The following is a 12,018-nucleotide window of genomic DNA, read 5'->3' as shown; positions in this document are numbered from 1 at the left end:
AGGACTCAAGACCGACACCGAGGGCCTGAGCAGCATCCTCACCTACCACGTCGTCCCCGGCAAGATCCAGCCCGCCGACCTCGAAGGCACCACCCAGACCACCGTCCAGGGTGCCGACCTCGAAGTCACCGGCTCCGGCCAGGAACTCAAGGTCAACGACGCCAACGTCGTCTGCGGCGGCGTCCAGACCGCCAACGCCGTCGTCTACCTCATCGACACCGTCCTCACACCCCCCGCCGGCTAAGGACCACGCAGGTCACGTTCGGCAGAAGGGCTCCCGCGCATTGGTGCGGGAGCCCTTCTGGGTTCCGGGCGGTCCCGCCGCAAGCTCGACGACCTGGCAGCGGTGGCCCCGCCGGTGTGTCCATCAGCACCGTCCATGAGCACCGTCCGTGGACACGACGAGTCGCGTGCCGCCGCACCGTGAGGTCAGGACGTCTCCGTGACGCGCCGGTAGCCCGTGCCGTCCGGGTACCGCTCCACGTAGCCGTGGTCGACGAGCGCCCGCCGCAGCGTCGGGACATCGCGTGTGACCGTGGCGAGCAGCCGGTTGACGTCAGGCTCGCCCAGCTCCTCGTCGGCGGGCAGGAGCCGCTCGGCGAGGTGCGCCAGCAGGTCGGCCCGGTCCTGGCCGGCGCGCGGGAGTCCGTCGATCCGCCCGTCCCGGAAGAACCGGTCCACGCCCTTCGGCGTTCCCGGCGCCGCGGCCGCGAGCACCTCCTTGAAGAGCTCACCGTCGACCGCGTGGTCGGCCGCGAGGAGTCCCGCGTCGACGAGGCGCCGGATCTCCTTCGGCGCAGCGCCGAGCTGCTCCCCGAGCACGGCCCGCGCATAGATCTCACGGGAACGCGCTCCAGCGAGGGTCGAGAGGATCTTCTGCCAGGACCGCGTCATGATGCCCCTTCCGTGGTCGGTGCCGAGGTCGGTGCTGCAGACCCCCGAACGGCCGCGAGGAAGCCGGGCGTCCCGGCTTCCGTGACGGCCGCGAGGCGCTCGGCCTCCGTGGGCCCGCCGTCGAGCACGGACCGCAGCGGCGGCCGGAGGACGACGACGCCCGCCTCCTCGGCGATCAGCGCGCCCGCCGCGATGTCGTGCTCGTGCAGCCCGCGCTCCACGAAGGCGTCGAGGGAGCCGTCCGCGACCATGCAGAGATCGAGAGCCGCAGAACCGAGCGTCCGTAAGTCGCCGAAGCCATGGAGGAACGCACCGAGGTCGTCCACCTGCCCCGCCCGCGTCGCGGCGTCGTACGAGAAGCCGGTGCCGAGGATCCTCCCCCGGTCGGTACCGGGCCCGGTGAGGCGCCGCACCCTACCCTGGTCGCTCAGCCACGCTCCGCCGCCGCGGGACGCCCAGTAGATCCGGCGCAGCGCCGGGGCGTGCACGACGCCCGCCAGCCAGGTGCCGTCCGCGTCGGCCGCCGCCACGGACGTGCCGTAGTAGACGATGTTCCGGATGAAGTTCGTGGTGCCGTCGAGCGGGTCGATCGACCAGCGGATACCTGCGGCGCCGGACCCGGCAGGAACGGTGGTGCCGAGTTCCTCGCCGGTGATGGCGTCGTGCGGCCGCGAGTCCAGGATGACGCGGCGCACCGCACGCTCCGCGGCGACGTCGAACGCGGTCACCCAGTCACTGTCCGAACTCTTGCTGGTGGCATCGAGGGCAGCGGGGTCGCGCCGGGCCAGGACCTCGGCACCGGCCGCGGCCGCCTGCCGTGCCAGGTGCAGGAGCGCCTCCGGGGTCGGCGCACGGCCGTCCCCCGAAGGACCTGCCGGCCCGGTCGTCACGGGGCCTCCGGGGTGTCGGGGCCCGTTCCCGCTCCGGACCCGGGTTCCGTGGCCACCTCGGCGTCCTCGTCGTCGGGATCGGAGATCGGGGGTCCGTTCTCGAGGAGTGCGATGAAGCCCTCCTCGTCGAGCACGGGGATGCCGAGCGCCTCGGCCTTCTCGAGCTTGGTTCCGGCGTTCTCGCCCGCCACCACGTAGCTGGTGTTCTTCGATACCGAACCGGCGGCCTTGCCACCACGGGTGATGATGGCCTCCTTCGCCTCGTCGCGGTTGTACTGCTCCAGGGATCCGGTCACCACGACGGTGAGGCCCTCGAGGGTGCGCGGCGTGCTCTCGTCGACGTCGTCCTGCATGCGCACGCCCGCTGCCGCCCAGCGGTCCACGATCTCGCGGTGCCAGTCCTCAGCGAACCACTCCTTCAGGGCGACGGCGATGGTGGGGCCCACGCCGTCGACGTGCGCGAGTTCCTCCTCGCTCGCGGCACGGATGCGGTCCATCGAGCCGAAGGCGGTGGCGAGGGCGCGTGACGCCGTCGGGCCGACGTGACGGATGGACAGCGCCACGAGCACGCGCCAGAGCGGCTGCTTCTTCGCCTTCTCCAGCTCCGTGAAGAGCTTCCGGGTCGTTGCGCTCGGCTCCGAGGGCTTCTGCGCCGTCCCCTTCGAATAGAAGTAGGGCACGAGTTCCCTGCCGGTGACGACGCCCTTGACCTTCTTGTCCCGCTCGATCTTCACGTCCGCCAGCTTCTCCGGCGTGAGGTCGAAGATCTCCGCCTCGGTGGTGATCGGCGGGACCGCTGGTTCCGCGGGCTGGGTGAGCGCGATCGCCGCCTCCCAGCCGAGGGCCTCGATGTCGAAGGCGCCGCGCCCGGCGAGGTGGAACACGCGCTCACGCAACTGGGAGGGACAGGACCGGGCGTTGGGGCAGCGGATGTCGACGTCGCCCTCCTTCGCCGGCTGGAGCGGCGTGCCGCAGGAGGGGCACTCGGTGGGCATGACGAACGCGCGGACCTTCTCGGGATCGCGCAGGGCCATGACCGGGCCGACGATCTCCGGGATGACGTCGCCGGCCTTCCGCAGCACCACGATGTCCCCGATCATCACGCCTTTGGCCTTGACGACCTCCTGATTGTGCAGCGTGGCCATACCGACGGTGGAACCGGCCACCTTGACGGGCTCCATGAGACCGAAGGGCGTGACACGGCCGGTCCGGCCCACGTTCACGAGGATGTCCAGCAGCCTCGTGTTCACCTCCTCCGGCGGGTACTTGTACGCCACGGACCAGCGCGGCACGCGGGAGGTGTGGCCGAGCGCGCGCTGCAGGGCGAAGCTGTCGACCTTCACCACGATGCCGTCGATCTCGTGCAGGAGGTCGTGGCGGTGCTCCCCGTAGTGACCGATGAAGTCGACGACCTCGTCCTGGGTGGCGAGGACCCTGTAGTACGGCGAGGTGGGGAGCCCCCAGGCCTTCAGGAGGTCGTACGTCTCCGACTGCGTCTCGGCCGCCAGGCCGGTGCGGGCACCGATGCCGTGGACGTACATGTCGAGGGGACGCTCCGCCGTCATGGCGGGATCCTTCTGCCGCAGGGAACCGGCGGCGGCGTTCCGGGGATTGGCGAACGGGGCCTTGCCGGCGGCGACCATCCGCTCGTTGAGCTGCGCGAACTCCCTGGTGGGGAAGAAGACCTCGCCGCGGATCTCCACCTCCTCCGGGTGGCCGGTACCGGCAAGGCGTTTCGGGACCGAGGCGATGGTGAGGACGTTGTGCGTGATGTCCTCCCCCGTGACGCCGTCGCCGCGGGTGGCGGCGCGGACCAGTTCACCGTCGCGGTACAGGAGGTTCACGGCGAGGCCGTCGATCTTGAGCTCCGTCAGCCAGGCGACCGGCGCGCCCGGGCTGCGCTGCTCGACGCCGGCGGCCGCGCGGTCCAGCCAGGCCTTCAGCTCATCGAGGGAGAAGACGTCCTCGAGGCTGTACATGCGGGCGAGGTGGTCCAGGGGAGCGAAGGCTGCGGACACCTCCCCACCCACCTCCTGGGTGGGCGAATCGTTGGCGACGATCTCGGGGTGGAGCGCCTCCAGCTCCTCGAGCCGCCGGAAGAGGGTGTCGAATTCGGCGTCGGAGATGGTGGGGGCGGCGTCCTGGTAGTACGCCGTGCGGTGTGCGCGGACCTCCTCGGCGAGCTGCGCATACTCGGCCCTGAGCTCGTCCCCCGGCGGCTGACGGTCTCCGGATCCGGCGGTCTGGGCTGCGTCTTCGGTTCCTGTGGTCACCGTCCTTATCTTGCCCTACACCCCTGACACGGGCCACCGACGTCAGGCGCCCTCGATGAACCCGCCGATGACGATGCCGAATCCGAGAGAGCAGGTGAAGAAGCACACGAAGAGCATGATCAGCAGGAACCGGGCGCCGAGCAGCCGGCCCCGCACGGCCTGCCGGCCCTTCCCGGCCCGGCTGAGCGCGGCGCCCGTCACCCATGGGTTCTCGCCTCCGGCCACGGCCCGCGAATGGACCAGCAGGTCGAGGGTCTTGACGGTCCACAGGATCCCGACGGCGAGCATCCCGGCTCCGGCCGTCGCGTCGCCCCCGGTGTTGGCCGTGACCATCACCGGGACGATCCCGGCGAGCGCGGCCAGCCAGTAGCGTCGGTAGGAGGATGCGTTGTCCCCGAAGCGGATGAGGTGGTAGTCCTGCCGCCGGCGGTCCTCGGACCGGCCTGTCACGGAGAGGCGCGCCAGGGCCCGCTCCACCGCCAGCAGTCCAGCGGCCAGGACGACGGCGGCCAGGACGAGGATCCCGTCGCCGACACCGGGACCGGGATCCGGGTGGAGGGCGGCGAGGACGGTGCCGACGAGGACCAGGACGGCGGCCGCCGCGCCGGCCGCGACGCTGTTCCTGCCGCGCCCCGGATCCGCCAGCTGCTCCCGCAGGTACCCGCCGGGGAGGACCGCGTCCAGCTTCCTGTAGCTCCGGACGACCAGCGCGGCATGGACTCCGGCGGCCGTCAGGGTGACGGCGACCAGAACGGGCACCGGCAGCAGGACGACCGCCAGGAGGGCGAACGCCAGGACGTGGTACCAGAGGAGGAAGAGGCGGCCGCGCACCCAGCGCAGCGGGCTCGAGGCGAGATCCGCCTCCGCGGAGGTGTCCAGGGGGCTCATCCTCAGGATCCCGCCGACGAGCTCCTCGCGTGGCCCCACCACCCTCTCCCCGCCCCGGATCCGCCCGCTGAGCAGGAGGAGCTCGCGGTCCTGGGGGAACTGCGCGAGGCCGGCGGCCAGCAGAGCCCGGGCCTCGCCGTCGTCGTCGAGCAGCGACGCGGTCTGCGCCGCCTGCATGAACGCTGCCGCATCCGCGTTCAGGGACAGCGCATGGCGGGCGGCCTGATGGGCGACCACCAGGTCCTGGTGGTCGCGCCGGCGCACGAGGAGCGCCCGGCTGAGCCAGTAGTGGGCGTCAGGCTCCTCGGCATGCTGTTCGACGACGTACCAGGCGAGTGCCACGGCCTCGTCGGTCCGGCGTTGACCGAGGAGCGCGAGCAGCAGGATGATCTGCGTCCCGGCGGCGTTCGGCTCGAGCTCCACGGCCCGGCGCCCGGCGTGTTCGGCGTCGACGAACCGCTGGTCCATCACGAGTGCCCGCCCGAGGAGCGCCCAGTAGAGGGGCTCGTCCCCGTGGTACGCCGCCTGCCCTTCCAGCAGGTCGACCGCCTCACGGGCACGCTGCTGGGCGGCGAGGATCTCGAAGCGATTGGACAGGACGTCGAGGTCGACGACCTCGCTCACCGGCGCTTCTTGCCGTCGAGCAGGGCCGCGAGGTCGTCGTAGCGACCGTTCGCATTGGAGAACCGCACCACGTTGCGCGCCGATTCGAGCCATGCGACGGTGCTCGGCCTGATTTCCCGCAGCGCGTCACCGAGGTGGTCCATGGTGATCGGGCTGATCGCCCCCTGCGCGATCGACTGCATCATGGCCTTCTCCGCCGCCGTGACGGCCACGTGCTCGAGATCAGCTCCCGAGAAACCCTCCGTCACGGTGGCGAGGTGCTGCACGTCGATGCCCGCGATCGGACGGTTCTTCAGGTGATGGCGAAGGATCGACGCCCGCGCCTCGTGGTCGGGCGGACTCACGAGGATCGAGCGGTCCAGCCGGCCGGGGCGCAGGAGCGCCTCGTCGAGGTCCCACGGGTTGTTCGTCGCGGCCAGGACGTACAGGCCGTCGTTGTCTCCGCTCATGGAATCCAGCTGCAGCAGCAGCTCGTTCACCATCTGGCGCAGCCAGGCGGCTCCTCCGCCCGAGAGGGCGCCCCGCCGCATCCCGAGAGAGTCGATCTCGTCGATGAAGAGCACCGTGGGGGCCTGGGCCCGGGCTTCGTCGAAGACGCGCTTGAGGTTCTTCTGCGTCTCGCCCATGAAGGACCCGATCACATCGGTCATCGACACGGACAGGAAGGTCGCACCGAGTTCACCCGCGACGGCACGGGCCAGGAAGGTCTTGCCGCAACCCGGCGGACCGTACAGCAGCAGGCCGCCGCGCAGGGACTTGCCGAACGCCCGGGCCACCTCGGCGTTGCGCATCGGCGCGAGGAAGGACTCCTCGAGGCGACGCTTCACGTCGTCGAGCCCACCGACGTCGGACAGTGTCACGGCCTCGCGTGGTACCTCGACCGGTGCGGTGCCGTCGTCCGCCGCCGGGCCGACGGGGACGGGGCTCGCCTCCACGAAGGGAGGCGGTACGGCGCTCCCCACCTCGTGTTCCGCCTGGTCCCAGTCGAAGGCGGCGGGTCCGGCCGGAGCGCCCGGCGCCGCTCCGCCGCCCGGCGCGTCATCGGGCTCGGCTGCGCCGGGCGGCGAGCTCAGTGCTGTTGCGGCGGTACCCAGGAGGAGCCGCGCCTGGTCGTTAGCCGGGTCCGCCTGCAGGGCGAGGCTCGCCTCGGCGATGGCAGTGGCCGGGTCGCCGCCGGCCAGCAGGGTCTGCGCGAGGTGGATCCGCAGGACGACGTCGCCCGGGTGGGCCTCGAGGGCCCTCCTGAGGCTGGCGATGACCGGATCAGTCATCGGTGCTCCCGTGCTGCCGGCTGCTGCGCGTCCGGGTGAAGGACTTCTGGTCGGTCAACTCTCCCCCTGTGCTTGTCGATGAGCCGGGCACCACCGCACCTGCCCGGCACACATTCCATCATGCCCCGGTCCGTCGCTCCTGCCCGGAATACTCCGTCCCTCGGTCCAGCGACGGGTTGGCCAGGATGTGCCACAGCTGGAACGCGCCGATCGACGCGGAAGGACCGGCCGGGTCGATCACCATCCCGCCCAGCCGCCGCCCGAAGACGAGCTCCGCCACCCAGCCGGTCGAGGAAGCCCGTGCCGAGACCTCGGGGTCGAATGCAGCGACCTCCGCCGCGGAGGTGAACACGGCGAGGTGCACGCCGGTCGATCCGGTGCCCTCGCCCGGGACCATCACGAGTTCCCGCCGGCCGTCCCGTTCAGACTCGGCCAGGAACAGCACGCTCTCGCCGAGCATGGCGGTGAACAGCTCCTGCTGCGACCCCTGTCGCACCACGACGTCGCGGAGCAGGGCATTGGGTGGGCCCTGCAGTGCGAACGCCAGGTCGTCGCGGACCAGCCCGCACGTCGGGCCGGCCGGATCCACGTACACCCGCTCGACCGCCGGATCCATCAGCGCAGTCTCCAGTGCGACCACGCCAGGCAGCGCCAGGGACTGCGGCGGGCCTGCGGTCGGCCCGCCCTCGAGGAATCTGGAGAGCTCCGCCTGGCTGGTGAAGACGCCGAGCGCCCGGGCACCGTCCGAGCCCGCGAAGCTCCGCACCGCGGGGGCGGACGGATCCGAACCCGTGACGTCCATCAGCAGCTCGCCCGACAGGCAGGTCCTCAGGACCTCGATCATCGTCCGCTGTCCCGGTCGCTCGGAGAACCGGGCGACCGCGTCGGCGACCGGCGTGTTGTCCACCGCCCCGCCGCGCGCGGACGGGCGCCACAGCCGTCCGTCCCTGGCCGGCGCCAGGACGTCCGCGAGCGGTCCCGGCGTCGACCGGAAGGCGAGCCGGAGGATGCCGTCCTCCGCCGCGAGTTCCCCGCACGACCGGTCGAGGGCGAACAGGACCTCCGGCAGGAAGCCCCTGCCGTCCGCGCGCGGGACCTGACGGACCACCGCCACGACCGACTCGGCCCGGCCGACGACGACCGTCCAGAGTCCCGCGCCGTCGACGAAGGAGAGGGGGAGGCCGCATCCTTCCAGGACCGTCGTCAGCGGCGTGTACTCCTCGACGTCGAACTCCCGGAGCTGCGGAACAACACCGTCGGGCAGCTCCAGACCGTCACGGGTGACGCTCACCCGCACCGGAGCAGCTCCGATCCAGGGATGGAGCGGAGATCGGTCCGGGCGGTGGAATACCTCACGGGCGGTCCCCCGGGGGGCGTCGGTCCGAATCGGCCGCGAAGAGTCCGCCCGCGGACGCAGGTGCCGGCCCGGCAGGCTCCTCGCCCGGGTCGGTGACGTCCACGACGATGACGGTGACGTTGTCCCGGGCGCCCGAGCGGAGCGCTGCGGCGATCAGCGCGTCGCAGGCCTCCTGCGGGTCCGCCACCTCGCTGAGGACGGCGTAGATGCCGTCGTCCGCCACTTCCCCGCTCAGTCCGTCCGAGCAGAGCAGGATGCGGTCCCCCGGCTCGACGGGCAGGAGCCAGACATCCGCCTCGGCGTCGTCCCCCGTTCCCAGGGCCCTGGTGACGACGTGCCGGCGGGGATGGGTCCGTGCCTGCTCCTCCGTGATCTGCCCGATCTCCACGAGCTCCTGCACCTCGGAATGGTCCACCGAGATCTGGCCGAAGGTGCCGTTGCTCAGTCGGTACGTCCGGGAGTCGCCCACGTTGAAGAAGAGCCAGTAGGGGGCTCCCGACTCCTCGACCAGCACCACCCCGGTCAGGGTGGTACCGGCATGGCCGCCTGCCTCCCGGCGGATCCGCGCGTCGGCCTGGCGGATGAGCTCCTCGAGATCGCCCGCCTGGAAGTGCGGGGTCCTGGTGCCGATGATGCTGCTGTCCGCGAGGGTCCGGACACAGATGCTGCTGGCCACCTCGCCTGCCTCGTGTCCGCCCATGCCGTCGGCGACGGCGAAGACGGGCTCGAGCGCGATGAAGGAGTCCTCGTTGAGTTCACGGCGGAGCCCCCGGTCGGTGCCGAACCCGCAGGCGAGCCGGATGCCCAGCCCCGGTGCCACGCCCTGGTGCTGCTGTGCGGGAGGGTCCTCCGTGCTGCCGGCCCCGGCGCGCAGGTCGACCACGTGGGACCCGTTGGCCGTCGGCTCACGCATCGCGGCCTCCGGGCACCCGTCCTGCACAGCTCGGCTGGGCAGGAACCGGGAGGAAGCGTGCGGCCGCGCGGAGGCGGGCTTGCTGGTCTGTCATGTCCCCATTCTGCCCTTTGTCCGCCCGGGCACCGATCCGCGTCGCTGCGGTTCGGCCGTCAGTCCAGGATGATCCCCGTACCGGTCCCCCGGGCGAGCGTCACCGGGCGGACCTCGCCGAAGCCGCGCACCTGCCGCGGCTCGTGCGGAGCCAGGACGAACTTCTCGTTGTTCTCGAGGGTCGCGGCCGTGGCGGAATCGACGAGCACCTCTCCCGGCTCGGCGAGCGCCGTGAGCCGTGCGGCCAGGTTGACGGTGGGCCCGTAGATGTCCCCGAGCCGGGACAGGACGCGGCCCCAGACGAGGGAGCACCGCGCCGAGGGAAGGAACTCGTCCTCCGTGAAGGCCTTCGCGAGGGCCAGCGAGATCTCGGCTCCGGCCTCCGGCGACTCGGCGATGTACAGGACCTCGTCGCCGATCGTCTTCACGAGGCGCCCGCCGCCCACGGAGATGATCTCGGCACACTTGTTCTCGAACCGCTGCACGAGCTGCGCGAGCGTCCGCTCGTTCATGCGCCGCGACAGCGACGTGTACGAGACGAGGTCGGCGAACCCCACCGCTCGGGCCAGCGGCAGCGGCGCGTCCTGCTCGTCGCCGTCGCGCCCTGCCTCGCTCGACGCCAGCCCCGACTCCGCGCGCAGGGCCAGCCGCTGCACGGCGGCGTTCATCTGGCGGCGCCACGCGTAGACGAGTGTCTTCTCGAGCGGTTCGATCAGGTCCGGGAGTTCGGAGACGAGGGTCTTCCGTGCATCGGCGTCCGTGAACCCGCGCTGGGCCACCATCTCCTCGACGATGGCCTCGATCTGCCACACCACCATGCGGTCTGTCATCTGCCCCACGGCGCGCGTGATGGAGATGGCGGCGTCCTCGGTGAGCTGCTCCTGGCGCACCATGTCGATGATCGTCGTCAGCGCGAGGAGGTCCTTCTCGGTGAAGGCCACGTCGTCGTCCCCGATGTTGGGGAAGCCCATGGCGCGCCACAGCTTGCGGGCGGACAGCAGGGACACGCCGGCGCCGGCGGCGATGTCGCGGCGCTTGAGGGTGCGTTCGGCCCCGAGGAGTTCGCGTTCGAGGCGCCGGATCGTCTCGCGGTCGAGTTCGATCGGGCCGGCCGGAGGCGCCGCGTCGGCACCGCCTCCCGTGGCCATGTCCGGCTGCAGCTGCCAGACGGCCTTGGCTGCGGAGGCCTCGGGGGCGTCGTCGGACTGTCCGGTGCCGACCGCGGTCTCCCCGACCGGGCCGGCATCGGTTCGGCCGGGCTGCCCGGGCTCGTGGCGGTCCTCGACTGTCACGATTGCTCGCTTCTCCATTCCTGCTGTGTCCGGGGCAGTCCGCCCCGGGCGTACTGCGGATCGATCTCCATGTCCACACCGTCGAACATGCGTGTCAGCGGTAGGTCGCCGATCGCCTGCACCACGTACTCCTTGAACGTCGCAATCTGCGGAACGTGCCGGTAGGCATGCGCGCGGTCGAACCCCAGGTCCGCGATGAGGGTCCCGCTGCCCACCATCCGCTGCAGCAGACCCTGCTCCGTCTGCAGCTGGGAGATGGCGGACAGGTTGATCTGGTGTTCGGTCCTCCGGGTGGCTCCCCGCCGGTGGATGAGGCGCATGCTCGTGAGGACGTAGCGGTTGCTGGACCACCGCACCAGCGGCCGCACCACCGTGCGGAGCAGGAGGAGGGCCACGACGGCGAGTGCTCCCAGCAGCAGTACCGGCTGCCACTCGGCGAGCCCGCCGGGCAGGTCCCGCCGACCCAGGTAGCCCAGGCCGAAGCCGCCCACCGCCAACAGGACGAAGCCCGCGATCACCGGCCCCACGAGCGGCAGGGGATTGGGCCGGGTGCGCACGAGGACGCGTTCCCCGGGCAGCAGCTTGATCCGCATGGCTACTCCTGCGGACGCAGGTGCACGACGTCGCCCGCCGAGACGGTATGCCGCTCGCCGTCCTCGTCGCGCACGATCAGCGCGCCGTGCGGGTCGAGGGCGAGCGCGCGGCCGCTCAGCGCCACCCCGCCCGGCAGCTCCGCCCGGACGTCCTGCCCGAGGGTGGCCATGCGGGCGCCGACGCGCGTGAGCAGGGACGGGCCGTTGTCCCAATCCACCCCGGCATCGCCGTCGACGTCGCAGAAGGCGCGGTAGGAGTCGGCGAAGGTGCGCAGGAAGGACTTGAGCAGGATGTTCCGGTCCGTGGTGCCGGCGTACTCGAGGAGCAGGCTCGTGGCCGTGGGCACGGGGAGTTCCTCGTCCGTGAGGCTGACGTTGAGCCCGACGCCGACGACGACGGCGGGCGGCTCCGCACCCGCCCCCGGCACGAACTGGGCGAGGACCCCGGCGAGTTTCCGTCCGTCCACCGTGACGTCGTTGGGCCACTTGAGCTGCGGCGCGATCTCCGTGCGGTCCTCGACGCTCTCCGCGAGCGCGAGTGCCGCGAGGAGCGAGAACCAGGAGTAGGCCGCGGTGGGAACGGGTCGCCCCTGGCGGTTGAACGGCCGCAGCAGGACACTGACGAACAGCGAGGACCGCTCCGGGGCCACCCAGGCGCGATCGAGCCGCCCGCGGCCGGCGGTCTGGACCTCGGCGCCGAGGACGCTGAGGTCGGGCCAGCCTGCCGCTTCCCGCTGCGCGGCGTCGACCAGGTCGGTGTTCGTGGATCCCGTCCGGGCCACGATGTCCAGCCTCGAGAAGGGCCCCGACGGCATGCACAGGGCTGTCCTCAGTGCGCCGAGGTCCAGGCCCGGGCGCTCGAGATTGGAATAGCGGGAGGACATGGCATCGATCTTATCCGGCCCGGCGCCTCCGCTCCTCGGGGTCCGC

The 12,018-nt window shown here is 71.6% G+C and carries 11 protein-coding genes; 1 reads left to right on the top strand and 10 read right to left on the bottom strand.

The features are described from left to right. A partial coding sequence (locus ACX80U_RS17070) for a fasciclin domain-containing protein (protein WP_459269284.1) occupies positions 1 to 244 on the top strand: 244 nt, incomplete at its 5' end. Between the two features lie 185 nt (positions 245 to 429). Here ACX80U_RS17070 and ACX80U_RS17065 read toward each other — a convergent pair. From ACX80U_RS17065 to ACX80U_RS17020, 10 genes are all read right to left on the bottom strand, one after another. Next, positions 430 to 894, bottom strand: a complete 465-nt coding sequence (locus ACX80U_RS17065) for a DUF2087 domain-containing protein (protein ID WP_459269283.1) — start codon at positions 892 to 894, stop codon at positions 430 to 432. After that, complete coding sequence (locus ACX80U_RS17060; RefSeq protein WP_459269282.1) at positions 891 to 1,784, bottom strand: inositol monophosphatase family protein; 894 nt, start codon at positions 1,782 to 1,784, stop codon at positions 891 to 893. Before ACX80U_RS17060 ends, ACX80U_RS17065 begins: the two co-directional genes overlap by 4 nt. Next, positions 1,781 to 4,057, bottom strand: a complete 2,277-nt coding sequence (ligA, locus tag ACX80U_RS17055) for an NAD-dependent DNA ligase LigA (RefSeq protein ID WP_459269281.1) — start codon at positions 4,055 to 4,057, stop codon at positions 1,781 to 1,783. Before ligA ends, ACX80U_RS17060 begins: the two co-directional genes overlap by 4 nt. Positions 4,058 to 4,099: 42 nt before the next feature. Continuing rightward, positions 4,100 to 5,569, bottom strand: coding sequence for a hypothetical protein (locus tag ACX80U_RS17050; RefSeq protein WP_459269280.1), 1,470 nt, complete (start codon positions 5,567 to 5,569; stop codon positions 4,100 to 4,102). After that, positions 5,566 to 6,840, bottom strand: a complete 1,275-nt coding sequence (locus ACX80U_RS17045) for an AAA family ATPase (RefSeq protein WP_459269279.1) — start codon at positions 6,838 to 6,840, stop codon at positions 5,566 to 5,568. The genes ACX80U_RS17050 and ACX80U_RS17045 overlap by 4 nt, the downstream gene beginning before the upstream one ends. A gap of 118 nt (positions 6,841 to 6,958) precedes the next feature. Beyond that, entirely contained in the window at positions 6,959 to 8,131 is a 1,173-nt protein-coding gene (locus ACX80U_RS17040; RefSeq protein ID WP_459269278.1) for an SseB family protein, read from the bottom strand. A gap of 61 nt (positions 8,132 to 8,192) precedes the next feature. Next, positions 8,193 to 9,110, bottom strand: coding sequence for a PP2C family protein-serine/threonine phosphatase (locus ACX80U_RS17035; protein ID WP_459269277.1), 918 nt, complete (start codon positions 9,108 to 9,110; stop codon positions 8,193 to 8,195). Positions 9,111 to 9,262: 152 nt separating this feature from the next. Continuing rightward, on the bottom strand, positions 9,263 to 10,513 hold the full coding sequence (locus tag ACX80U_RS17030; RefSeq protein ID WP_459269276.1) for an adenylate/guanylate cyclase domain-containing protein: 1,251 nt from the start codon (positions 10,511 to 10,513) through the stop codon (positions 9,263 to 9,265). After that, positions 10,492 to 11,088 (bottom strand): PH domain-containing protein, encoded by a 597-nt coding sequence (locus ACX80U_RS17025; RefSeq protein ID WP_459269275.1) that lies wholly within the window; start codon positions 11,086 to 11,088, stop codon positions 10,492 to 10,494. Before ACX80U_RS17025 ends, ACX80U_RS17030 begins: the two co-directional genes overlap by 22 nt. A 2-nt stretch (positions 11,089 to 11,090) precedes the next feature. Continuing rightward, complete coding sequence (locus tag ACX80U_RS17020) at positions 11,091 to 11,972, bottom strand: biotin--[acetyl-CoA-carboxylase] ligase (protein WP_133082078.1); 882 nt, start codon at positions 11,970 to 11,972, stop codon at positions 11,091 to 11,093. Positions 11,973 to 12,018: the final 46 nt, after the last annotated feature.

It is taken from the genome of Arthrobacter sp. TmT3-37, from assembly GCF_054510835.1.
Note: the sequence above shows the minus strand (reverse complement) of the source record. Positions and strands in the feature narration are given on the sequence as shown.

Bases quoted from the DNA above. Each gene is read 5' to 3' on its own strand.
- ACX80U_RS17025 (WP_459269275.1), bottom strand. From the start codon at position 11,088: ATGCGGATCAAGCTGCTGCCCGGGGAACGCGTCCTCGTGCGCACCCGG.
- ACX80U_RS17030 (WP_459269276.1), bottom strand. From the start codon at position 10,513: ATGGAGAAGCGAGCAATCGTGACAGTCGAGGACCGCCACGAGCCCGGG.
- ACX80U_RS17045 (WP_459269279.1), bottom strand. From the start codon at position 6,840: ATGACTGATCCGGTCATCGCCAGCCTCAGGAGGGCCCTCGAGGCCCAC.
- ACX80U_RS17035 (WP_459269277.1), bottom strand. From the start codon at position 9,110: ATGCGTGAGCCGACGGCCAACGGGTCCCACGTGGTCGACCTGCGCGCC.
- ACX80U_RS17020 (WP_133082078.1), bottom strand. From the start codon at position 11,972: ATGTCCTCCCGCTATTCCAATCTCGAGCGCCCGGGCCTGGACCTCGGC.
- ACX80U_RS17065 (WP_459269283.1), bottom strand. From the start codon at position 894: ATGACGCGGTCCTGGCAGAAGATCCTCTCGACCCTCGCTGGAGCGCGT.